At 72.0% G+C, this 22,156-nt stretch carries 19 protein-coding genes; 6 read left to right on the top strand and 13 right to left on the bottom strand.

Translation table 11 applies throughout. The features are described 5' to 3' along the window. Nucleotides 1-125 precede the first annotated feature (125 nt). Nucleotides 126-1,928, top strand: a complete 1,803-nt coding sequence (locus AWX74_RS11330; protein ID WP_091274808.1) for a DEAD/DEAH box helicase — start codon at nt 126-128, stop codon at nt 1,926-1,928. 121 nt (nt 1,929-2,049) lie between these two features. Here AWX74_RS11330 and AWX74_RS11325 read toward each other — a convergent pair whose 3' ends face one another. Next, nucleotides 2,050-2,919: a peptidylprolyl isomerase gene (locus tag AWX74_RS11325; RefSeq protein ID WP_091274806.1), complete on the bottom strand. Its 870-nt coding sequence runs from the start codon at nt 2,917-2,919 to the stop codon at nt 2,050-2,052. Nucleotides 2,920-3,387: 468 nt separating this feature from the next. Here AWX74_RS11325 and serS point away from each other — a divergent pair, with 468 nt between their 5' ends. Then, complete coding sequence (serS, locus tag AWX74_RS11315) at nt 3,388-4,650, top strand: serine--tRNA ligase (protein ID WP_091274802.1); 1,263 nt, start codon at nt 3,388-3,390, stop codon at nt 4,648-4,650. Here serS and AWX74_RS11310 read toward each other — a convergent pair. The 5 genes from AWX74_RS11310 to crtI form a co-directional block, all read right to left on the bottom strand. Beyond that, the gene (locus AWX74_RS11310; RefSeq protein WP_091274799.1) at nt 4,623-5,621 is read right to left on the bottom strand and encodes a phytoene/squalene synthase family protein; all 999 of its coding nucleotides are present in this window, start codon (nt 5,619-5,621) and stop codon (nt 4,623-4,625) included. The genes serS and AWX74_RS11310 overlap by 28 nt on opposite strands. A 37-nt stretch (nt 5,622-5,658) precedes the next feature. After that, a complete protein-coding gene (locus AWX74_RS11305; RefSeq protein WP_006540903.1) occupies nt 5,659-6,618 on the bottom strand; it encodes a VWA domain-containing protein in 960 nt (319 codons plus the stop codon). Next, on the bottom strand, nt 6,615-7,622 hold the full coding sequence (locus tag AWX74_RS11300) for a DUF58 domain-containing protein (RefSeq protein WP_397311399.1): 1,008 nt from the start codon (nt 7,620-7,622) through the stop codon (nt 6,615-6,617). The genes AWX74_RS11305 and AWX74_RS11300 overlap by 4 nt, the downstream gene beginning before the upstream one ends. Beyond that, the gene (locus tag AWX74_RS11295) at nt 7,619-8,794 is read right to left on the bottom strand and encodes an AAA family ATPase (RefSeq protein ID WP_091274797.1); all 1,176 of its coding nucleotides are present in this window, start codon (nt 8,792-8,794) and stop codon (nt 7,619-7,621) included. The genes AWX74_RS11300 and AWX74_RS11295 overlap by 4 nt, the downstream gene beginning before the upstream one ends. Nucleotides 8,795-8,933: 139 nt before the next feature. Next, nucleotides 8,934-10,454, bottom strand: a complete 1,521-nt coding sequence (gene crtI, locus AWX74_RS11290; RefSeq protein ID WP_091274794.1) for a phytoene desaturase family protein — start codon at nt 10,452-10,454, stop codon at nt 8,934-8,936. Nucleotides 10,455-10,795: 341 nt separating this feature from the next. Between crtI and AWX74_RS11285 the strand changes: the two genes are divergently transcribed. After that, entirely contained in the window at nt 10,796-11,482 is a 687-nt protein-coding gene (locus AWX74_RS11285) for a DUF4097 family beta strand repeat-containing protein (RefSeq protein WP_083473120.1), read from the top strand. A 44-nt stretch (nt 11,483-11,526) separates the two neighbouring features. Here AWX74_RS11285 and AWX74_RS11280 read toward each other — a convergent pair whose 3' ends face one another. Then, nucleotides 11,527-12,819, bottom strand: a complete 1,293-nt coding sequence (locus AWX74_RS11280; RefSeq protein WP_091274791.1) for a DUF222 domain-containing protein — start codon at nt 12,817-12,819, stop codon at nt 11,527-11,529. Nucleotides 12,820-13,261: 442 nt separating this feature from the next. Here AWX74_RS11280 and metF point away from each other — a divergent pair, with 442 nt between their 5' ends. Continuing rightward, nucleotides 13,262-14,164: a methylenetetrahydrofolate reductase [NAD(P)H] gene (gene metF / locus AWX74_RS11270; protein WP_091274785.1), complete on the top strand. Its 903-nt coding sequence runs from the start codon at nt 13,262-13,264 to the stop codon at nt 14,162-14,164. A gap of 254 nt (nt 14,165-14,418) precedes the next feature. On the opposite strand, the gene AWX74_RS11265 is transcribed toward metF, so the two are convergent. Beyond that, nucleotides 14,419-14,670 (bottom strand): hypothetical protein, encoded by a 252-nt coding sequence (locus AWX74_RS11265; protein ID WP_006540910.1) that lies wholly within the window; start codon nt 14,668-14,670, stop codon nt 14,419-14,421. Here AWX74_RS11265 and AWX74_RS11260 point away from each other — a divergent pair. Next, nucleotides 14,633-15,430, top strand: a complete 798-nt coding sequence (locus tag AWX74_RS11260) for a CDP-alcohol phosphatidyltransferase family protein (RefSeq protein ID WP_091274781.1) — start codon at nt 14,633-14,635, stop codon at nt 15,428-15,430. The genes AWX74_RS11265 and AWX74_RS11260 overlap by 38 nt on opposite strands. A gap of 19 nt (nt 15,431-15,449) precedes the next feature. On the opposite strand, the gene AWX74_RS11255 is transcribed toward AWX74_RS11260, so the two are convergent. From AWX74_RS11255 to AWX74_RS11235, 5 genes are all read right to left on the bottom strand, one after another. After that, nucleotides 15,450-17,003 (bottom strand): phytoene desaturase family protein, encoded by a 1,554-nt coding sequence (locus AWX74_RS11255; protein WP_091274779.1) that lies wholly within the window; start codon nt 17,001-17,003, stop codon nt 15,450-15,452. Between the two features lie 287 nt (nt 17,004-17,290). Next, entirely contained in the window at nt 17,291-18,421 is a 1,131-nt protein-coding gene (locus tag AWX74_RS11250; protein ID WP_091274775.1) for a glycosyltransferase family 2 protein, read from the bottom strand. Between the two features lie 74 nt (nt 18,422-18,495). Then, complete coding sequence (locus AWX74_RS11245) at nt 18,496-19,374, bottom strand: carotenoid biosynthesis protein (RefSeq protein ID WP_091274772.1); 879 nt, start codon at nt 19,372-19,374, stop codon at nt 18,496-18,498. Between the two features lie 74 nt (nt 19,375-19,448). After that, entirely contained in the window at nt 19,449-20,060 is a 612-nt protein-coding gene (locus AWX74_RS11240) for a GNAT family N-acetyltransferase (protein ID WP_083473122.1), read from the bottom strand. A gap of 91 nt (nt 20,061-20,151) precedes the next feature. After that, complete coding sequence (locus AWX74_RS11235) at nt 20,152-21,093, bottom strand: spheroidene monooxygenase (RefSeq protein ID WP_091274768.1); 942 nt, start codon at nt 21,091-21,093, stop codon at nt 20,152-20,154. A gap of 57 nt (nt 21,094-21,150) precedes the next feature. Here AWX74_RS11235 and AWX74_RS11230 point away from each other — a divergent pair, with 57 nt between their 5' ends. Continuing rightward, nucleotides 21,151-21,633, top strand: coding sequence for a P-loop NTPase family protein (locus AWX74_RS11230; RefSeq protein WP_091275687.1), 483 nt, complete (start codon nt 21,151-21,153; stop codon nt 21,631-21,633). Nucleotides 21,634-22,156: the final 523 nt, after the last annotated feature.

The raw sequence follows: 22,156 nt of genomic DNA, 5'->3' as shown, positions 1-22,156 counted from the left end.
GCGGTGATACCCCTCGTGTGGTCCTTCGGTGACAAGAAACAGGCAAATCATCGAACGGGCGACCGCGCTCCGTGACGGCACGCGGCGTCATCGTCTCGCCGGTGCGTCACCATAGAGTCTGGTGTGTGAGAGCTGGTCCTCTGCCCCCGAGCCCCCGTGGCCCACGCTCGCGCGTGCAGGCCCGGCCGCTGCGGGAGTGGCAACGCGCCGCCCTGGAGATCTACCGCTCGCGCACCGCCTCGGGCGGGCGGGACTTCCTGGCGGTGGCGACGCCGGGTGCGGGCAAGACGACCTTCGCCCTGGAGATCGCCGCCGAGCTGCTGGCCGCCGGCGAGGTCCGGGCGGTGACGGTGGTGGCCCCGACGGACCACCTGAAGCGGCAGTGGGCCGGTGCGGCCTCGGCCGTCGGCATCGATCTGGACCCGACGTTCCGCAACTCCGCCGGTGCGACCGCGTCCGACTACACGGGTGTGGCCGTCACCTACGCCCAGGTCGCCGCGCATCCGGCGCTGCACCGGATGCGTACGGCGGCCCGGCGCACCCTGGTGATCCTCGACGAGATCCACCACGCGGGGGACTCGCTTTCCTGGGGTGAGGCGGTGCGTGAGGCCTTCACGCCGGCCGCCCGTCGGCTGGCACTCACCGGAACACCGTTCCGGTCGGATGTCAGCCCGATTCCCTTCGTCACCTACCTGCCGGACGCGGAGGGCGTCACCCGCAGCGTCGCGGACTCCAGCTACGGCTATGCGGACGCGCTGCGCGATGGTGTGGTCCGTCCTGTGCTCTTCCTGGCCTATTCCGGCGAGATGTCGTGGCGGACGAGCGCGGGTGCCGAGCTGAGCGCGCGGCTCGGTGAGCCGCTGAACAGCGAGCAGACGGCCGCGGCGTGGCGGACCGCGCTCGACCCGCAGGGCAACTGGATGCCGGCGGTCCTCGCGGCGGCCGACACCCGGCTCTCCCAGGTACGCCGGGGCGGCATGCCGGACGCCGGCGGCCTGGTCATCGCGACCGACCACACCACCGCCCGCGCCTACGCCGGCCTGCTGCGGGGGATCACCGGGACGTCGCCGGTCGTGGTCCTCTCCGACGACCCCACCGCGAGCTCGAAGATCGCCACCTTCCGGGAGTCGACGGACCGCTGGATGGTCGCCGTCCGGATGGTCAGTGAGGGCGTCGACGTCCCCCGGCTGGCGGTCGGCGTGTATGCCACCTCGGCCTCGACACCGCTGTACTTCGCGCAGGCGGTCGGTCGGTTCGTCCGCGGCCGCGGCCGCTCGGAGACGGCGTCGGTCTTCCTGCCGAGTGTGCCCGCGCTGCTCGCGCTGGCCGGTGAGATGGAGGTCCAGCGTGACCACGCGCTGGACAAGCCGATGCGCGAGCCGGACGCCTTCGACGACGACGCCCTGCGGGAGGCGAACCGTCGCCGGGACACGCCGGACAAGCCGGACAGTCCGTTCACCGCGCTCGGATCGTCCGCCCAGCTGGACAGGGTGATCTTCGACGGTGGTGAGTTCGGGACCACGGCGCAGGCCGGATCGCCGGAGGAGGAGGACTTCCTCGGCCTGCCCGGGCTGCTCGAGCCCGACCAGGTCGCCACCCTGCTGCGGCAGCGTGAGGCCGCGCAGCGGGCCGCCGCGGCGAAGGCCTCCGCGGCTGCCGCGGCGTCCACCGAGCCGGTGGTCCCGGCGGCCCGGCAGGGCGAGGTGGCGGGGGAGCCAGAGGCGGCCGACCGCCCGGTCCACGAGCGGATCGGGGAGCTGCGCAAGGAGCTCAACAAGCTGGTGGCCGCGCACTACCACCGGACCGGCAAGCCCCACGGGATGATCCACGCGGAGCTGCGCAGGTCCTGCGGCGGCCCCCCGAGCGCGCAGGCCAGCGCCGCGCAGCTACAGGCGCGGATCGACACCGTCCGCCGCTGGGCGGGTTGACCCCACACCACCCACCGCGACCACACCGCCCACCGCGGATCTGGCCGGAGATGCCGCCGGCCTCGCGGTGGGCGGTGGACGGTGCTGGACCGATGTGGTGCTGGACCGGTGCTGGGCGGGTTTACTGCTCCTGGTTGATCTCGATGGACTTGATCTGGGCCTTGCTCGCCGGGGTACCGTCCGAGCCGCCGCCCTCGACCCCCGGGGAGGTCAGCTTGTCCAGCACGTCGAGGCCCTCGGTGATGTGGCCGAAGACGGTGTAGCCACCGGCCAGCGCCGACGCGCCGTCCGCGGAGGGATCGGCGTAGTTGATGAAGAACTGGCTGCCGTTGCTGTCCGGCTGGCTGCTGTGCGCCATCGCCAGCACGCCGCGGTTGTAGTTCACGCCCTCGGTGTTCTCGTTGGCGTATCCGAAGCCGGGGCCGCCGGTGCCGGTGGCGGTGGGGTCGCCGCACTGCAGGACGCTGATGCCGGCGTCGGCGCCGCCGGTCTGGCGGTGGCAGGCGGTGTCGGTGTAGAAGCCCGCCTCGGCGAGGGAGCGCAGCGCGTTGACGGTGCACGGAGCCTTGTCGGCGTCCAGCGCGGCGGTGATCGTGCCCTGGTCGGTGGTGATGACCATCGTGGCCGGGTTCTTGTTCACCGTCGCGGCGGCGGTGGGCAGCGAGACCTGGCGCGAGGGCGCCTCGCCGCTCGACGTGTAGACGCAGTCGCCGACCTTGCTGGTCTGGCCGGCTGGCAGTGCCGAGGTGGTCGGGGTGGTGGCCGTCTGGGTGGCCGAGGGTGAGGTCGAGGTGATCTCGTTGTTGTCGTCGGAGCCACCACTGAGCAGAACGCTCGCGATCACCGACCCCACGATCGCGACCACGACCACCGCCGCGATGACGGTGACGCGCTTGCGCTGCCGCAGGTGGGCCTCACGCCGCCGCTGTGCCTGGCGCGCCGCCCGCGCGGCGGCGAGCTCCCGCTGCCGCCGTTCCCTCGTGCTCGACACCGTCGCCGGCCTCCCGCTTCTGTTGTCCCGTGACCACCGGATGGTCCTCAGGCGGTCGCTGTGCCGTCCACGTTCCCGTCGCGGACGAGTCTGTCCAGGTGGCCTGTGGACGACCTGTGAGAAGGCGGGCGACCAGTGGGCCGGACGCGTGCCGTCGATCTCGGCCGCGGCGAGGCCTGGCAGGACGCGGCCTTCGAGGATCTGACCTGGCCACTTTCGTCACACAGGGTACTCGCCGGGATCGTGGCGGAATCCGGTGCGCAGGATTCGGTCGCGGTGTCGCGTGACGTGTCGTGCGAGATGCGGGCGTGGGGCCGCGGGCGTCGGTGTGCTGCGGGTACGGCGCTGTGCGGGGGCCCGGCCGGGCCGCGCCGTGGAGGTGGACATGGCGCCTGAAGGAAGAGGGCCCCTCGGGTGCGGCTGATAGCGTCTTGGCTGAAGACCCGACGCGAAGGCTGACACGAATTCATGCTCGACAAGCGCTTCATCCGGGACAATCCCGACGCCGTTAAGGACGCCGTACGGCTCAAGGGTGTCGATCTCGACGTGGACGAGCTGCTTGCGCTCGACCAGGAGAACCGCAAGCTGCAGTTCGAGGTCGACGAGGCACAGGCGCGCCGCAAGTCCTTCGCCAAGCAGTTCGCCAAGGCGGACGAGGCCCGTCGCGCCGAGCTGCGCGTGGAGCACGTCGAGTTCGACCGGCAGCTGCAGGACCTGCGCGAGCGGCTGGCCCAGACGAGCGCCCGGCTGTCCGAGCTGATGCTGCTCGCGCCGGGCATTCCCTGGGAGGGCGCGCCGGTCGGGCCGGACGAGTCCGCGAACGTGGTCATCCGCACCGTCGGGACGCGCCCCGAGTTCGACTTCCCGCCGCTCGATCACACCGAGCTCGCGGAGAAGCGGGGCTGGGCCGAGTTCGCCCGCGCCCGCAGGGTCGCCGGCGAGCGGGCGTACGCGCTGGTCGGTGACATGGTCATGCTGGAGCGGGCGGTGCACTCCTATGCGCTGGACCTGCTGCGCGAGCGGGACTTCACCCCGGTCGCGGTGCCCGCGCTGGTCAAGGAGGCACCGCTCGTCGGCACCGGCATGTTCCCCAAGGGCCGGGACGAGATCTACGAGATTCCCGCCGACGACGCGTTTCTCGCCGGCACCGCCGAGGTCGCCCTGGTCGGGCTGCATTCCGGGGAGATCCTCGACGCAGGCCAGCTGCCGATCCGGTACGCCGGTATCTCGCCCTGCTTCCGCCGGGAGATCGGCAGCGCCAGCCGCGACGTCCGCGGGCTGCTGCGGGTCCACCAGTTCGAGAAGGTCGAGCAGTTCGTCCTGTGCGTGAACGACCCGGCCGAGTCCGCCCGCTGGCACGCCGAGCTCCTCGCCACCGCGGAGCGCATCCTGACCGATCTCGGCCTGCACTACGAGGTGGTCGAATGCGCGACCGGGGACATGGGCCTGGGCAAGTTCCGCATGAACGACATCAACACCTGGTTTCCCACGCTCGACCGTTTCCGGGAGACCCACAGCTGTTCGACGCTGCATGACTGGCAGGCCCGGCGGGCGAACCTCCGTTACCGCGATTCCGGTGGGAACATCCACTTCGCGCACACGCTGAACAACACCGCGGTGGCGACACCCCGGCTGCTGGCCGCCATTCTGGAGAACTTCCAGACCGCCGACCAGCAGGTTCGCGTACCGGAGGTGCTGCGGCCCTACCTGGGCGGACGCGCCCTGCTCTGACCGGGCGCCCTGTGCTGGTCGGGCGCCCGGTTCTCACCGGCTGCCCGGTCGCGCCGGGAGTACGCGGCCCGGACGAGACCGGGTGCCGCGACACTGAGGCGCCGGCCCAGCCCGACTGACACCCGCCGGTCGAGGATCTGGTAGTCGGCGCGTTCGACCTCGTCCAGGATTCCGCTGTAAAGCTGGAACGCGGTCGACACGCAGTCCCGGGACGTCGGATGCAGCAGCCGGATGCCTGGGCGGGCGGAACGAAACAGCTCCCGCGCACGGGCGATCTCGAACGCCAGCAGGCGGCGCACCGGGCCGTCGGCCACCCCCGTGGCGAGGTGATCCCAGGTCACCCCGAACAGGTCCAGCGAGCTCTGCGGCAGGTACACGCGCCCGCGCCGCAGGTCCTCACCGATGTCCCGGATGAAGTTCGCGAGCTGGAAGGCGATACCGAGATCGCGGGCATAGGGTTCCGCCGCGGGGTTCACCGGCTCGAGAATGGGCAGCATCTGCAGACCGATGACCACCGCCGAGCCGTGGATGTAGACCATGAGGTCATCCCAGGTGGCGTAGCTGGTGATCGTCAGATCCATGGCCATGGAGGCCAGGAAGGTCTCGAAATAGCCGACCGGCAGATCGAACCGCCGAATCGTGTGCAGCACGGCGGGCAGCACCGTCGCGTCAGCGTCAGCCTCAGCTCCGGAAGCCAGCGAGGCGAGCAAGGTGTCGCCCCACCGCCGCAGCCACTGGGCCTTCGCCTCGTCGGTCAGCGTGGAGTCGAGATCGTCGACGATCTCGTCGGCATACCGTGCGAAGCCGTAGAGGGCGTGGACATGCGGCCGTTTCCACTTCGGCAGCAGGAGAGTGGCCAGGTAATAGGTGCGCCCGTGCGCCGCGTTGAGTTCCCGCGCCCGGCGGTAGGAGGCACGTAGCCGCTCATCAGTGACACCGGCGGCGTCCAGTTCGCCGCGCAGACCACCCACATCAGCCAGAGTAGTCGAAGTCGCCTGAGCAGCAGGTTCAGGGCAGCCGTGAGGAGAAGGCCAGGGAGAGCGCCGCCGCGGCCAGACCGAGACCGAGGGAAAGCCCGATGAACCAGGACGTTATCTCACGGTATTCGGTGCGGTACCCGATGGAGCTGCCCAGGCCGCGGTAGACGGACTGCAGCTCGTCCCCGGTGGTCGCCCGGTGGTAGGAGCCGCCGGTCTGCTCGGCCAGCTCGCGCAGCGCGTCCTCGTTCACGGGGACGGGAATCTGCTGCCCGCCGACGTCGAGGGTTCCGTCCGAGGTGCCGTAGGCGATGGTGTCGACCGGAACCTCGGCGTCCCGCGCGGCGGTGGCGGCCTGGGTGTTCGGCCGGCCGCGGGTCGTCTCGCCGTCGGAGAGCAGGACGATCGCGGCGGGCGGTGGTGGCTGGCCCTCGTCCGACATCCGCTCGCCGGCGGTGGTGATCGCCTGCAGTGAGGCGAAGATGCCCTCACCGACCGCGGTCGCGGGGCCGAGCTGCAGGCCGCGGATGCCGGACCGGACCGACTCCCGGTCGGTGGAGGCCGGGACCAGAACGGCCGCCGACCCGGCGAACGAGACCAGTCCGAGGTTGATGCGGGGTGGCAGCTGGTCGACGAACGCCTGGGCGCCCTGCTTCGCGGCCTCGAGGCGGGTCGGCTGGATGTCGGTGGCCGCCATCGAGTTCGACACGTCGATCGCCAGGATGATGGTGGCGCGCTCGCGGGGAACCCGCTCGGCCCGCGCCGGCCGCGCCAGCGAGATCACCAGCCCGGCCAGGGTGAGCAGCAGCAGTGCCGCCGGCACATGGCGGCGCCACCACTGCGGCCGCCGCGGCAGCACGCTGGACAGCAGCGCCGTCGAGGACAGCCGCGCCGCGTAGACCCGCCGGCGCATCGACACCACGATGTACGCCGCCGCCAGCGCGGCCACCGCGACGAAGAGCCACAGCCAGTGGCCCGCGAGGAAGCTCACGCGCCCGCACCCACCGGTGGCCGCCGGGCCGCGCCACGGGTCACCCGCGACGCCGACACGTACCGGACGATGTCGACCAGCCAGTCCGAGTCCGTGCGCAGCACCAGGTGCCCGGCGCCCACCCTGCGCAGCGCCAGCGCAACCTGGGCACGGTGCTCGGCCGCGGCCCGGCTGTAGCGCTCGCGGACCCGCCGTGACGAGGTGGGCACCTCCAGCACCGCGCCGGTCTCCGCGTCCACGACGGAGAGCAGCCCGACGGCCGGCAGGGCCAGCTCGGCGGGATCGAGGACCTCCACGGCGAGCAGCTGATGGCGTGCCGCGAGTGCCCGCATCGGCCGCTCCCAGCCCAGGTCGGTGGGGAGGAAGTCGCTTATGACCACGGCGAGGCCACGGCGGCGGCGCGGCCGGTCCATCGCGGCGACCGCGGCGGCGAGGTCGGTGGCCGCGGAATGGTCAGGCCGCCGCACGGGACGGTCGTGAGCCGCCTCGGGAACGGACAGGAGCGCCCGCAGCAGGGTCCGCAGCCCCTGGCGGCCCGGCCGGGCTGGAATCAGCTGCGGCCCGGTCGGGGTCAGGGCGAGGGCGCCCATCCGGTTGCCGGTGCGGGCGGTGAGGAAGCCGATCGCGGCCGTGGCCGCGATCGCCAGCTCCCGCTTGCGGATCGAGGTGGTGCCGAACTCCTGGCTGGCGGTGAGATCCACCAGCGCCCAGGTCTCCAGCTCCCGGTCGGCGACCAGGTCGTGTACATGCGGGACCGTCGTCCGCGCGGTCACGGCCCAGTCCATCCGCCGGACGTCGTCGCCGACGTGGTACTCGCGGCTTTCGGCCTTCTCGGTCCCCTGACCCGGCAGGAGCCCGAGGTGGTCGCCGAGGAGCATGCCGTCCAGGCGGCGGTTGACGGCGAGTTCGAGGCCGCGCAGCGTCCGCTCCACCGACGGTGAGGTCGCCGGTGGCTGGGAGATCACCCGCGGCGTGGTCGCGCCGGGCCGATCGGACCGTCTCACCGCGCCGGCCCGCCGTCGAAGTACTCGGGGAAGCCGGTCCGCGGATCGGTTTGCCAGCGCCCGGAATGGGTCGGCGGCGGTGAGCGGTGCCCGTTGTGCAGGCCGTGCTCGGCCGCGTTCTGCTGGCGGGGGGCGATCTGGGGAGGCGGCAGCGCGCCGAGGATGCGCCGGGCGATCTCCTCGGCGGTGAGTCCTTCGGCAAGAGCCTCGTAGGAGAGCACCAGGCGGTGCGGCAGCACGTCGAGGGCCACCGCCGCTACGTCGTCGGGGACGACGTAGTCACGCCCGCGCAGCAGCGCCAGCGCCCGCGCGGCGGAGACGAGCCCGAGTGACGCGCGTGGTGAGGCACCGTAGGCCAGGTGCCCGCCGAGCTCGGGCAGGTTGACCTCGGCCGGCGAACGGGTGGCGAGCACCAGGCGGACGGCGTACTCGGTGATCGCGTGGTGGACGAACACGTCGTCCGCTCGGTTCTGCAGGCGGACGAGCGCGTCCGGGTCGAGGACGGTCTCCGCGGTGGGTGGACGCACCCCCATCCGCCGGACGATCTCCAGCTCCTCGGCCGCGTTCGGATAGGGAACCGTCACCTTCATGAGGAAACGGTCACGCTGCGCCTCCGGCAGCGGATACACGCCTTCGGACTCGATCGGGTTCTGTGTAGCGAGAACGAGGAAGGGCAGCGGCAGCGGATGGGTGACCCCGCCCAGGGATACCTGCCGTTCCGACATGACCTCCAACAACGCCGACTGGACCTTGGCCGGTGCACGGTTGATTTCGTCCGCGAGAACGAAGTTGGCGAACACCGGGCCGAGCTCTATATCGAACGTCTCCCGGCTGCCGCGGAAGATCCGCGTGCCGATGATGTCGGAGGGGACCAGATCGCTGGTGAACTGGATCCGCACGAAGGAGCCACCGACGACCGTTGCCAGCGTCTGCACTGCCAGCGTCTTCGCGACGCCGGGCACACCCTCCAGCAGGCAGTGCCCGCGGGCGAGCAGCGCGACCAGCATGCGCTCGACCATGTGGTCCTGACCGACGATGACCTTCTTGACCTCGAAGAGCGCTCGTTCCAGCAGCGCGGCGTCGGTGGCCACGTCATGGGCCGGCGGATCGGCGGGCGTCCGGGCCTCGACGTCGGATGCCGCCACGCCGGGATCGGTCGTCCACTCGTTCATGAGTCCATCCTCCCAGACAACGGACGGAATCGAGGGCCCGAGGACTCGGGACAGTGTGGTCGGAAGCCTCTTCTAAGGCGCTCTTCAGGAACTCCGTCATCTGATGGCGGCGGGCAATCCTGGTGAACACACGGTGGAATCACGGAATGTCGACCAGCGCTCGGGTGCGGTAACCGCGATCACGGCCGAGGACCCGCTCCGCCGCAAGTCGGCCTGAAATCAACACCATGGGCACCCCCACCCCGGGCCGGGTGCCGCTTCCGGTGAAGATCACGTTGTCGAGGCCGGGTGCCAGGTTGCCGGGCCGGAACGGCCCCGTCTGGGAGAACGTGTGCGCCGCGGCGAACGGAGCTCCCGCGGCCATGCCGCGGCTGCGCCAGTCCGCCGGGGTGGTGATCTGCTCCACCTCGACCGCCGAGCCGAAGTCGGCGTAGCCGGCGCGTTCGAGGACGGCGACGACCTCGTCGCGATAGCGCGGACCGAGGACGGACCAGTCCAGCGGCGCGGTGAGGTTCGGGGTGGGGAACAGGACGTAGTAGCTGTGCGCGCCGGCCGGTGCCGCCGCGGGCTCGGTCACCGACGGCGTGCTCACCAGGAACGACGGGTCGCTCATCAGCTCGCCCCGACTGATGATCTCCTCGAAGGTGCGCCGCCAGGCCTGCCCGAAGTGGATCGTGTGATGAGTCGCCTCGGGATGGGCGACCCGGGCGCCGGCGAGCAGCAGGAAGCAGGACGGCGAGAAGCGCAGCCGGCCCAGCCGGGCCGGCGCGACCGACGGGGGAAGCAGATCACGGTAGGCGACCGGCAGATCGGGATTGAGGATCACCACGTCCGCCGGCACCCGCTCACCGTCGGCCGTGTGCACGGCCACCGCCCGCCCGCCACGCACCTCGACCCGGCTCACCTCGGACCCGTAACGGAAGACCGCCCCGTGCCGCGCCGCCGCGTCCGCCATGGCCGTGGCAACGGCATGGGGGCCGCCGTCGACGTGGTAGACCCCGGCCACCGAGTCCATGTAGGAGATCACCGCGTAAAGCGCCAGCGCCCGGTGCGGATCGAGACCGGCGTACATCGCCTGGAAGGTGAACAGCCGTCGGGTCCGCGGGTCGCGCAGGTACCGCCCGACCACGGTGTCGAGGCGCCGGAAGCCACCGAGCGCGGCGACCCGGGCCAGGGACGGGCGCAGCAGTGCCAGCGGCGAGTCGACCTGGGCGTCGATGAAGTCCCGCATCTCGGCCCGGAACATCCGGGTGGCGAAGTCGGTGAAGCGGCGGAAGCCCGCGGCCTCCGCGGGTCCGCACAGGTCCCGCACCCCCTGTTCGGTGTCCGCCGGGTCGGCCCGGACGTCCAGGACGGAGCCGTCGGCGAACCGTGCCCGGTACATCGGGTCGAGCCGGCGCAGGGTCAGCCACTTGTCCAGGTCCTCGCCCACGGAGCCGAACGCGTCGGCGATCAGCTCCGGCATGGTCAGCACGGTCGGACCGGTGTCGAAGCGGTAGCCGCCCAGCCGCAACGACCCCGCGCGACCGCCAGGGAAGTCCTCCCGCTCGAGCACGGTCACCCGCCTGCCGGCACCGGTCAGCCGCAGCGCGGCCGACAGCCCACCCAACCCCGCCCCGACGATCACGACGTGCTCCGCCGGTCCGGTCACTGTTCGCATGGGACGTCCTCTCCGCCGCGCCTCTGCCGCAGGTCCAGCGTTTCACCAGGACGGACGGCGGTGCGGCCGGGACCACCTCGGTGGGTTCCGGGCGGAGCCTGCCCTGAGACGACCGTGGCGGGGAATCGTCGTTTCGACCCGTGCCGGTCCGCCGACCTGCTGATCTGCCGCCAGGCCATGGCGACGCCGGGGGAGCCGCGCATCTCACCACCCGCCGGGCCGTCCGGCACGGTCCGACCGGCTGGGAAACCGGTAGCGTTCGACCGTCCCGATCTGTGATCTGTGAACTGCGGGCTGTCTGTCCGGGTTCGTGGTTCGCGGCTCCCACGCCCGGAGGTGTCGTGTCCGATCTGGTGGTCGTTGCGCTCGGCATCATGCTGCTCCTGGTCGCCGGCAGCGCGTTCGTCCTGCTGCGCATGCCGCCGGAGCGGCTGGAGAGCACGGTCGACGGGGTGGCGGCCGTCGAGGCCCGGCTCGCCGCCGGCCGAGTGGAGATCGGTGAGTACGACCGTTCGAACGTCCGGGTCGAGATCCTCGCGCGCCGCCGGCCGGGTCGGACCCGGCCGGTGCTGACCCGCGCGGGCGACGTGCTGCGCCTGGACGGTACCTCCAGCGACGCGGTCGTCCGGCTGAAGCTGCCGAGAGGGACGAAGGGCCGGGCGGAGGTCAGATCCGGAGAGATCACGCTCTGGGGTTCGGCCGGCGACCTGCTTCTGGTCACCGAGAGCGGCGGGATCACCGGTCGTGAGCTCACCGGTGGCCGGATCAATGCCCGTAGCCGCACCGGTGACGTCAACCTGCACTTCGATGCGCCTCCGGACAACCTGTCCGCGGTGAGCGACGAGGGCATGGTGATCCTCGTCCTTCCCGACGGCGACTACGAGGTGGAGGTGGAGACCGGCAACCCGCAGCTGGCGTCGGTCGAGCTGCCCAACGTGCCCGCGGCGCGGCGGCGGGTGTTCGCGCGCAGTGTCGCCGGCAAGATCTGGATCAAGCGTGCCTCTGAGCAAGGGCCAGTCCGCATCTGAGCCCACTGCTCGTGGGCCGATATCTCGGCGGCCGATCATTTTGCTCACCACGGCTCGTGCCCGCTGGTGGTGCCGTGGCCGTGGGTGGTGTTCTCGCCGTCGCGGTAGGAGTGGGGGCGGACCTCGTAGTGGCGGCCGGTGGGGCTGGTCCAGCTGAATACTCCGGGGCGGGGCTGGGTGACGCGCCAGCGGGTGTGGTGGCGGACCCGGTGGTGCCGTCGGCACATCGGTCCCAGGTTGGTGACGACTGTCTTGCCGCCGTGGGTGTAGGGGTGGGTGTGGTCGGTGTCGCAGCGTCGGGCGGGGCGGGTGCAGTGCGGGAACACGCAGTGCCGGTTCCGGGTCTGGATGTGGCGGTGCTGGGCGGGGCTGGGGTAACGCCGGGCACCGAGTTCGACGAGGTGGCCTTCGGGGTCGACGAGTATCCGCCGCCAGGTTGATCCGGGCCGGTAGGCGATCTCGCGGGCGATGTCGGCGGGTGGCGGCCCGTAGCCGGGAAGCTCGCCGGGGGTTGTGTCGAGGTCGAGCAGGGTGGCAATCGGGACGATGACCTGTACCTCTACGCCGGCCGGGCCGGCGGTGGTGTGGTGGGGGTTGAGGATGAGGTTGGTGAGGGTGTCGGCGCGGATCTCGTCGCGGCTGCGGGTGTCGTTGGGGTCCCGCCGGGCCTGGGTCTGGTCGGTGATCTGTTCGATCCGCTGGCGGCAGGCGAGTGCGTCGGGGGCGGGGAGGAACGCTCCGAGTTGGGCCATGCCGTCGCCTTTCGGGGTCAGCCAGACCCGGCGGCGCCGGGTCTGGCGTGCCGATCGGGTGGCGGCGCCGTCGGGGTCGAGGGCCACGACGGCTCGGCGGCAGGCGGCGGTGAACTGGATCTGATGGGCGCGTGGGCCCTGGGCCAGGACATGGTCGACGACCTGGGCGGCGAGGTCGTCGTCGAGTGGGCCGGTCGCACGGTCCAACGCGTGTAGCCGGGGCAGGTCCAGGATTCCGGCCGCGAGCGCGTCGAGGGCGGCGGGTAGGCGGTGGGTCACCCGGGCGGCGAACCCGAGGGTGCGGGCCGCGATCGTGGTGGAGACCCGTAGCACCCCGGCGACCTTGCCGGCGACGACGGTGTCGAACAGTCCGGTGGTGTCGTAGCCGTCGGGGGGTTGGAGGGCGGCGAGGCGGGCGTGACGGCGCAGGAGGTCCGCGTCGGCTGCGGCGCGGGCGGCTGCGGCGGCGCGTAGGCCTTCGAGTTCCTGGTGGAGGTGGTGTTCGAACGCCGTGTGCTCGGCGGAGATGTTCCCGTCGGCCTCGGCGAGGGGGAGACGGGCCGGGTGGTTGATGGTGGTGGTCATGGGTCTGCCCTCCGCCGGCTCACACGTCCCCCGTGGTCGAACGAGCGTTCGACCGCATCGGTGATGTTAGGCCGTGAACCAGCCCGCCAGGCCGTGCCGGAGAGGTGAGGCCACAACGAGTTCCCTCATCACCCAGGCCGCCTTGACGGCCCGGCGCCGGGTGGTCATCCTGCAGTCGCCAGGCGCCAGAAGAACCACACGAGCCCCCCCGGCCACCCGCCCACCGAACCCGCGCTGCCACCCGCCCGCGCCCCGCGACAGCCACACAACGTGACTCGCGCGGTGCAACATGACCCGTCTCGCCTCTCCAGGGGAGGCCATGACTGTGGAAGGCCATAACTGACGACAGGGCCTCGCCAACGATGGCCTCCGGTGGGGCGGACCCGGTCCGGGTCTGCGTCACTGCGGGACTACGCTCGTATCCCATGACGGGGTTCCACGCATGACAGCAGTCGGGAACGCGGCGAGGACGACGGCCAGGACGGTGGCGGAGTGTCTGGCCTCGGGGCGGACGTCGTTCTCCTTCGAGTTCTTTCCGCCGAAGACGGCCGAGGGCGAGCGGCAGCTGTGGACGGCCCTGCGTGAGGTCGAGGCGCTGCAGCCGAGCTTCGTCTCCGTCACCTACGGCGCCGGTGGTTCGACGCGGGACGGAACCATTCGGGTCACCGAGCGGATCGCCACCGAGACCAACCTGACGCCGATCGGCCACCTCACCGCGGTGAACCACTCCGTGGCCGAGCTGCGGCAGGTCATCGGGGGCTACGCCGGTGCCGGTGTACGTAACGTTCTGGCGCTGCGCGGTGATCCTCCGGGTGATCCTCAGGCGGAGTGGGTGCGTCATCCCGACGGTGTCGCGTATGCCGAGGATCTCGTCCGGCTGGTCCGTTCACTGGGGGACTTCTGCGTCGGCGTCGCGGCCTTCCCGGACAAACATCCCCGGTCTCCTGACCTGGAGACGGACGCGCGTTTTCTGGTCCAGAAACTGGACGCCGGCGCGGACTTCGCGATCACCCAGTTCTTCTTCGGTGCCGACGACTATTTCCGGCTGGTCGAGCGCGTTCGTCGGCTGGGTTGTGACGCACCGATTATTCCCGGTGTCATGCCGGTGACCAACGTTGCGCAGATCGTGCGTATGGCGCAGCTGTCCGGGGCTGAATTTCCGGCCGATCTTGCTGCCCGGCTGCAGGCTGTGGCCGATGATCCGGCCGCTGTTCGCGCCATCGGGATCGAGGTGGCCACCGAGCTCTCCGAACGGTTGCTGGCCGGCGGAGCACCGGGGCTTCACTTCATCACGCTGAACCGCTCCGGTGCGACGCGGGAGATCTACCGGGCGCTCAACGGCTGAAACCGGCCGACAGCGCAACGACGGAGCGGCCGGCCGCCGGCCGCCCAGGGGCGTCGGCGGTCAGGCGCGCCAGCCACCCGGCCTGGCTCCGCCCGATCCGCCGCCGACCCCATCCGCTGCCAGCCCGATCCGGCCGAGCCTCGGCCCGATCCGGCCGAGCCTCGGCCCGGTCCGGCGCGCCCGGAGCGGGCGAAGTGGGCGCGCCGGCCGGGTCTGCCAGCGCGGCGGTACCGAGCTCCGGGTGTCGATTCGGCTCAGTCCTGGTCCTCGTAGGCGTCAAAAACGCAGAGTAGCCATTCGTCGCGGAACGTCTGCTCCCGCACGAGAGCGAATCCGGCGTGGTTCGCCGCGTCGACCACGGCGGTAACCAGACCGAGATCGAGAGTGTTGAACACCTGGGTGATTCGCACGGCGAGGACCACCTGGTCGCGATGGGCGCTGAAAGCGTGATCCGGGTCCAAATCCTCAATGGACTCGACGACACCGGTCGGCTGGTCGGATACCACGACGGAACTCTACGGCGCGGGCACGATGGATGACGTGCGTACCCGAGTTCCTGATCGAGAGACCTACCTGGTCGAATGGGCCGCGTTGCACGGTGGGTACGACCCCCGGACAGGCTCTGGGATGGTCCGTTTCTGGCTTGGGCTGACATATCTCCTGGCCAGGCCACTGGCCGCGGCGGGCGTGGCGCCGGGAGCGGTGACGGCGGCGACGGTGGTCGCCGCCGCGCCGGTGATTCCCGCCGCATGGGCGGGGGCCCGTTGGGTGCTGGTCTGCCCGGTGGTGGTGATCCTCAGCGGGCTTCTGGACAACCTCGACGGTGCGGTTGCCATCCTGCGGCGCAGGGTGACGGCCTGGGGCTATCTGCTCGACTCGGCCACGGACCGGGTCTGCGACATCGGCTACCTGGTCGCGTTCTGGCTGGTCGGCGCGCCGGGCGAGCTGGTGGCCGCGGCGGGTGCCGCTGCCCTGATGCTCGAGTATCTGCGCGCCCGTGCGGCCGGGGCCGGTCATGGCGAGATCGGTGTCGTCACGGTCGGGGAGCGTCCGACCAGGATCATTCTCGCGGCTGTCGGCCTGGCGGCGGCGGGGCTGCTGCCGGCGCACGCGGGAGCGGCCGCATCGGCGGGCGCCGCCGCGACTCTCACGGTGTGCGCGGTCGGGCTGGTCCAGTACCTCCTGTCGGTGCACGGGGCGTTGACAGCCGCTGCCCCGGACGTGCCGGGGCCGAGCGCACCCGCGCCAGGTGAGACCGGCGGATGAGGCCTGCCAGCGGGGTGTGTCAGGCCGGCCCGACCAGATCGGTGACGATTTTCGCGGAGAGGGTGACGAGTGGCAGGCCCCCGCCGGGGTGGGCGGAGCCACCGACCAGGAACAGCCCCGGAACCGGGGACTGGTTGCGAGGCCGCAGGAAGGCCGACCGAGGTCCGTTGGAGGAGACACCGTAGATCGAGCCGCCCGGAGCACCCGTCCGGCGGGCCAGATCGGCCGGGGAGATCGTCTGGTACCAGCGCACCCGCGCGCGGACATCGAGGCCGCGGGCGGCGAGAACGTCGAGGATCCGGCGGGCGTAGGCGTCGACGAGGCCAGGTCGGTCCCAGTCCAGGCCAGCGCGCACCTCTGCCCCACCGCCTGGGCTGCCCGAGCTACCCGAGGCGCTGTGGGGGCTGGCGTTGACCAGCACGAACCAGGCCTCGTCACCGGGAGGGGCGGTGGCGGGGTCGTCCGGTGACGCTATGTAGATGGTGGGGTCCCACGGCAGCCTGCCACCGAAGACGGCGTCGAACTCGGCGTCGTAGTCGGCGGGGAACAGCACGTTGTGATGGGCCAGCCCGGGCGTCCGGCCCCGCAGCGCCAACAGCAGGACGAAGCCCGACAACGAGGGCGCGAGCCGGCGCACCCGTCGGCGGCTGGGCGGATGCTCGACGAGCGGTCGGGTGCCCCGCCGCCCCGGATGTTCCGCGGACGGAGGCGCACCGTCGTAGAGACGCGTCGCGTCGACATTGGAGACGACGACGTCGGCCGGCAGCACGACACCGTCGGTGAGACGGACGCCGTCCACCCGCCCGCCGGGGGTCAGCGAGATCCGCGCGACCGGGGTTCCGGTGCGGATCACCGCCCCTCGCTCGGTCGCCCGCGCGGCGATCGCGTGCCCGAGCAGACGCAGCCCACCCGGGATGTACCAGCCACCGAACCGGCGCTCGACGTGCGGCACCGTGACCAGGGCCGCGGGAGCGCGCCGCGGATCCGATCCGGTGTAGGTCGCGTAGCGCTCCAGCATCATGCGCAGCCGTGGGTCGGTGAGGTGGCGGCGACCGAGCCCGCGCAACGTGGAGGCGGGCGCGACGGTCGCCAGCGCGCCCGGCCTGCGCACGGCCATCCAGGCCAGCGCCCGCAGGGACACCGGGCTGCGCAGGAACGGCTGCTCCGACACCCCCCAGACACGTCGGGCCCGATCGTCCAGACGGCGCCATTCGTCGCCGGCCCCGGGGGAGAGACGCTCGTCCAGAGCGGCGAGGAACGCGGCTTCGTCGGCGTGTGCGTCCAGCACGGTGCCGTCGGCGAAACGGTAGGAGGCGATCGGGTCCAGACGGCGCAGGGTGAGGACGTCGCCGAACGGGCCGCCGGTGGCGGCGAACAGGTCCTCGAAGACCTCGGGCATGGTCAGCAGGGAGGGGCCGGTGTCGAATCCGTAGCCGTCGCGTTCGTACCAGCCGAGCTTGCCGCCGATCTGGTCGGCGGCCTCGCACACGGTGACCCAGTGGCCGGCGGCGGCCAGCCGGGCGGCTGCGGCGAGCCCGCCGACACCCGCTCCGACCACGACCACCGTTGCCACGTGGTCGACCCTATGCGCGGGCCCCGTCCCCTCTGTTCTGGTCGCTCTGTCCGACGGAATCCGAACTCCACCCACCCGGCCACGCATCGCGGATTCCGCGCCGCCGCGCAGCGCCGACAATTCGCCTCAAGAGGGGGCATGGATTCGCCTGGCGACCAGTAAGAGTGAACGGTTTTGGCCGTTGGCACGACCAAAACCGTTCACTCTTGCGACTCGTCAAACCGGGCTGGCAGGCACACGGGTCCTCGGAGCTCCGCCCGCGTTCGTGGAGTGCGAACCTCACCGCCTCAAGGTCGGTCGAAGGTCCGTCCAGCGGACGTCCGGTGGACGGGCCCGTCGAGGAGGCGTCCCTTCCAGCGGGCGGTGCCCCGCCAGCGCCGCCACCACGACAGCGCGGTGAGCTGGCCCAGCAGACCCACGGACACCGGGTGGGCCAGTGCGTCCGGCCAGCTGCGGCTGCCGGTGCGCCGGGCCGCGACGACCCGGCCCGCCACCCCGGCCAGATAGCCGGCCAGACCGAGCCGGGAGCCGCGCAGGGCGGCCACGGCCGGAACGACGAACAGCCAGCCCAGGCCGGCCAGCTGCCCCAGACTGGCGGCGGGGCTCCCGCCCGCCGCCCACAGCGATTTGGCGTAGCCGTCACGCAGCGGCGCCCAGCCGTCGTACATCCAGGTGGTCGCGAGATCGGTGCCGTCGGCCACCACCCCCCGCCCGCCGGAGCGTTTGACCGCACGCAGCAGTGCCAGGTCGTCGAGGACCGCGCCACGCACGGCCGCATGCCCGCCGGCCCGGGTGTAGGCCGCCGCGTCCACGCACAGGAACTGGCCGTTGGCCGCGGTCAGCGACGGCCGCGCGGAGCGTTCCGCGGCGCGCAGTGGCAGCAGCGCCAGCCACGACCACTGCAGGAGCGGCTGGACGAGCCGTTCGGGCACCGAGACGGCGAGCTGGCGGGGGTAGGGCGAGACGAGGTCGAGTCCGGTGCCGCGCAGGAGGCCGACGGCGCGGGCCACCCCGTGCGGTGCCACCGTGACGTCCGCGTCGACGAAGACGATCACGGTGCCGGTGGCCTCGCGGGCGGCTCGGGCGCAGGCGTGCGGCTTTCCCAGCCAGCCGGGTCCCGGTTCGGGCCCGGTCAGGACCCGCAGGCGTGGGTCCTCGGCGGCCAGCTTGCGCACGATCGTGTCCGTCCCGTCGGACGACTGGTCGTCGTAGACGAGCACCTCGAGGTCGGAGACGTCCCGGGAGGCGAGCAGGGCCGTCAGACAGGTGTGCACCCGGTCGGCCTCGTCCCGCACCGGCAGCACCACGCTGACGCGCTCCCGGACGGGGACACTGGCCGCCGGGTCGCGCAGCAGCCACGCGTTCACCGCCGTGTGGGCTGCGACGACCAGCGCGCCGACGGCGCCGGAACGTGCCACAGCCCGGGCCACCGCCCGTGGTGGGGAAGGCGTGATGTGGTGCTCTGCCTGTCGTCTCCTGGTCCGGCCTGTGCTCACGCATCGGAGCGTGCCAGGTTCCCGCCATGGGCGGCGCCACGGCGGCCTGGCAGCACGCCGAGCCCGAGGAGGACGCCCATCGCCACCCCGCCGACCAGGGCGACCCCGGGACGCCCGAAGAAGGCCAGGTTGGCCAGCACCGAGGAGAGGTAGGTCCAGCCCAGCAGCGTCATAGGCAACCGGTCGGTGCCTGTGCCACCGGTGCCTGTGCCACCGGCGGCTGTGCGGCTGGCGGTCGCGCGGTCGGGCAGCGCGGCGAGTGCGCCGGTGAGGACGGTTCCCACCAGCATCCATCCGGCGGCGTTGCTCACCGGGATGCCGTTGATCGCGGGACCACCGGACGACCACGACCAGTAGCCTTCGGCCACCATCTGAGGGTCGAGGAAGAAGTCCCAGGCGGTGAGGGTGGCGCCGCCGACCAGCGCCGTCACGGCCCATCGCGTGCCGGCGCCTGCTCCGGCACGCAGGCGGGCGGCGCAACGGTGGCCGAGGGCCAGTGCCGGCAGGCCCATCATCGTCCACGCGAGCGGGACCACGACCGGGACTGCGAGCAGCTTCGGGCCGAGCGCTCCGCCGTAGGTGTAGTCCCCGAACGGCCAGCCGGTGTGGACACCGACCGACTCGGCGATCAGGCCGGTCGCGCTCGCCACGGACGCCGCTGCTGCCGCCCGGCCGAGGCCGTGCGCGGCTGCGGCGGCGCCTACCGACGCGGTGCAGAAGGCCAACACGGAGAGCACGGTGACGGTTGCGCGTTGATCCCCTGACATCAGGGGATAGCAGATCTGGAGCCCGATGGTCGCCGCTGCCGCCAGCCAGGGCAGCGCGGTGCTGCCGCCCGGCCAGGCTGGGCGGGAGACGCGGGAACGCCACACCACCCCACGACGAAGCCTGGGGCCGGTGTGCTGTGGGCCGGGACGGTGCGGGTCGGAGCCGGTTGGTGCCGACCGGCTCAAGGCACCTGGGCCGGTTGCCCGGTTGTGGTCTGCGCGGACGAGGTACGGACAGCCGGCCCGGACAGATCCTTACCGAGCACGGCGTACTCGGTGTAGCTGCCGGGAAAGCGGAAGTGCGACAGCAAGGGCACGAAGCCCTCGCTGGCGTACAGGCGGCGGGCGCGACTGCCGGGCAGTTCGAGCGCGGACAGCGCCGCCGTGCGCTGCGGGACGTCGCGCAGCAGCTCCTGTAGCAGGTCACGGCCGATCCGGCGACCCTGGTAGCCGGGCAGCACGTGGAGCTCGACCACCTCCATGCAGTCCGCGAGCCAACGGACGGCGTCGTCGGGCGGGAGTGCTGCGGCGACCACGTCGTGCCACCACTGGCCGACCTTGCCGGGCAGCCCGTAGGTCATGCCGACGACCTGGTCGTCCGGCGTGAGCGCGACGACGGCGCGCAGGTCACCGCGGTCGAAGTGGCGTCGGGCGTGGGTCGCGCGGTCCCGCGCGGCCCGCACCGGGTCGTCCTCGTGCTCGTCGAGAAAAGCCGCCTTGTAGACGCCGATCACGTCGTCAAGCCGAGCCCGCATCCGAGCCGGTGACCACCGCACGATCCGGACGTCGGTCACGAGCCTCGCCTCCTGTCGCACCGGGCCATCCGACGATAACGCGCCGCGGACACTCGTTGCCCGTCGGCGGGGACCGGTCTGGCGAACAGTGCTATTGCGACCCGCCATCAGCGGCGTCGGGTGTGCGCGGAGCATCCGCCCCATGCTCGTCTGTGTGCTCCCCGCCGCGCTCCGTCGCGTCATCGGTCACATGTGCCGTCGGCAGTCGTGCCGTCGCCCCGAGGTGGTCTGCGCAGGGGCGGTCTGCGCAGGGGTCCGTGCCCCGGACCGTCCCGTGTGAGCCGAGCACGGCAAAACGGGCGAACAGCTCCTCCGCGTACCAGCGCTCCCGGGGAGTTCGTTGGACGACCGCCGCGTGGGCCCGCCCCTGGTAGGCGAAGGCGCGCAGGGCGGCGCTGTCCCGCCACACGCTGAAGGTGCCCTGGTAGCCGATCGGGGCCTCGCCGATACCGGCGGTGAACAGCAGCCCGTCGGCGTCGCGGAGTTCCGCCGCCACCGGCGGTACGGCGCGCCAGAAGAGCGCGGCCCGCCGCGGCGCGAGCCGGGCCCGGGTGAGGGCCACCACAGGCGTGTCACGCGCCGGCGTGTCGCCCGCTGGTGCGTCGCCTGCCGGCGCGGCCACCGGTGCGTCGTGGCGGTCGTGTACCGGTGGGCGACCCGAGCCGGCGCCGGGATGTGGCCCGAACGGTGCCTGCCCTGACCACAGCCCTCGGGAGTGCAGCGGACGCAGGTCGACCCGCCAGCGCTCGTCGGCCAGCCGCGCCCAGGCGCGGATCGTGCTCGAACGCTCGAACGCCCGCGCCGCCGCGGGTGTGTCCCACACGGCCAGCAGAGCCCACCGGGACGGGTCGGCGTCGAGAGGGGTGAAACGGCGGCCGCCGCCGGTACCCAGCAGCCTGCTGAAGGTCAGGCCGGACGCCTGCCGCAGCCGTGGACGGTCGAGCGCCATGCGGGCCGCCGCCTGAGCTGCCCGGCGCCTCGGGACATGCCAGAGGTCGAAGGTGACGAACATGCAGCCCGTCACCGCCTCCATCGCCTGTCGGCCGGCGCGTGACCGGTGCGGCCGATCTGCTCTGCCACCATGACGACCATGGAACGTGTCGCCATCCTCGGCCGTGGCGGCGCGGGGAAGTCAACCCTGGCAATCACCCTCGGCACGGTCACCGGACTTCCCGTCATCGAGCTGGACAAGCACTTCTGGGGTCCGGGCCTTGAAGCGACCTCACCCGAGGAGTGGGCCACCGTCCAGGCCGGGCTCGCCCGGGCCGAACAGTGGATCATGGATGGCGACCTCGGCCCCTACGATGTCCTCGGTGTCCGCCTCCGCCGAGCAGACACCATCATCCTGCTTGACTACTCCTTCTGGCTCTGCGCCTGGCGAGCTCTGCGCCGTTCCCGGGAGCGGCTCGACTTCTGGCTCTGGCTCTGGTCGTGGCGGCACCGGAGCCGACCGCTCCTGCTGAAGGCAGTCACGGATCAGGCGGTTGACGCGACGCTGCACGTGCTCCGGAACCGGCGTGCAACAGCCGCCTTCGTCGCCCAGGTCGAGCGAACCAGGAAACAGGGTCGCTGAGCCTCCTCCACCGACCGCCGCCAGGGCCGTTGCCGCCGTGGCTGGCGCTGCTGCCGGGCAAGGCCTGAGGATCCTGTTGGCGGACCGGCCGAAATCCTCCACGCTTCGAGCCGTGGCTTCAGGCAGCTGCTGTCGCCTGCCGCTGCCGCTGCCGGCTGTCGCAGCCGTAGGCGCTGCTACCGAGCAAGGGTCGCCAGGCCGCTGCGCTGGCCTCCACGGATGCAGGGAAAAATAGGGCCGGGTCGCCTGGTAAGCCGGTGATTCTGTGATGCCGGTGAGCTCGTGAAGCAAGGCTGGCGATGGAGGCCGGTTCCGGGACTACGGTTTGTGCCATGGCAGCCGCCCCTGGCGGCTGCCGGGAGCACGTGTGTCAGATTCGCCCGTTCCCTGGTCTCTCCAGGCGACCCGATGTCCACCGATGGTCATCGGGTCGAAGGGGGCGGCGTTGGGCCGGCAGGACGTCAAGGACGAGGTCATCTACCTGCGGGCGGCCGGCCTGGATCTGGGGAAGCGGTTCCTGGTC

Origin of the sequence: Parafrankia irregularis (genome assembly GCF_001536285.1) — a bacterium.
Lineage (GTDB): Bacteria > Actinomycetota > Actinomycetes > Frankiales > Frankiaceae > Parafrankia > Parafrankia irregularis.
This window is presented reverse-complemented; position numbering and strand designations above follow the sequence as displayed.

Bases quoted from the DNA above. Each gene is read 5' to 3' on its own strand.
- serS (WP_091274802.1), top strand. From the start codon at position 3,388: ATGCTCGACAAGCGCTTCATCCGGGACAATCCCGACGCCGTTAAGGAC.
- AWX74_RS11295 (WP_091274797.1), bottom strand. From the start codon at position 8,794: ATGAACGAGTGGACGACCGATCCCGGCGTGGCGGCATCCGACGTCGAG.
- crtI (WP_091274794.1), bottom strand. From the start codon at position 10,454: ATGCGAACAGTGACCGGACCGGCGGAGCACGTCGTGATCGTCGGGGCG.
- AWX74_RS11280 (WP_091274791.1), bottom strand. From the start codon at position 12,819: ATGACCACCACCATCAACCACCCGGCCCGTCTCCCCCTCGCCGAGGCC.
- metF (WP_091274785.1), top strand. From the start codon at position 13,262: ATGACAGCAGTCGGGAACGCGGCGAGGACGACGGCCAGGACGGTGGCG.
- AWX74_RS11260 (WP_091274781.1), top strand. From the start codon at position 14,633: ATGGACTCGACGACACCGGTCGGCTGGTCGGATACCACGACGGAACTC.
- AWX74_RS11235 (WP_091274768.1), bottom strand. From the start codon at position 21,093: ATGGAGGCGGTGACGGGCTGCATGTTCGTCACCTTCGACCTCTGGCAT.
- AWX74_RS11230 (WP_091275687.1), top strand. From the start codon at position 21,151: ATGGAACGTGTCGCCATCCTCGGCCGTGGCGGCGCGGGGAAGTCAACC.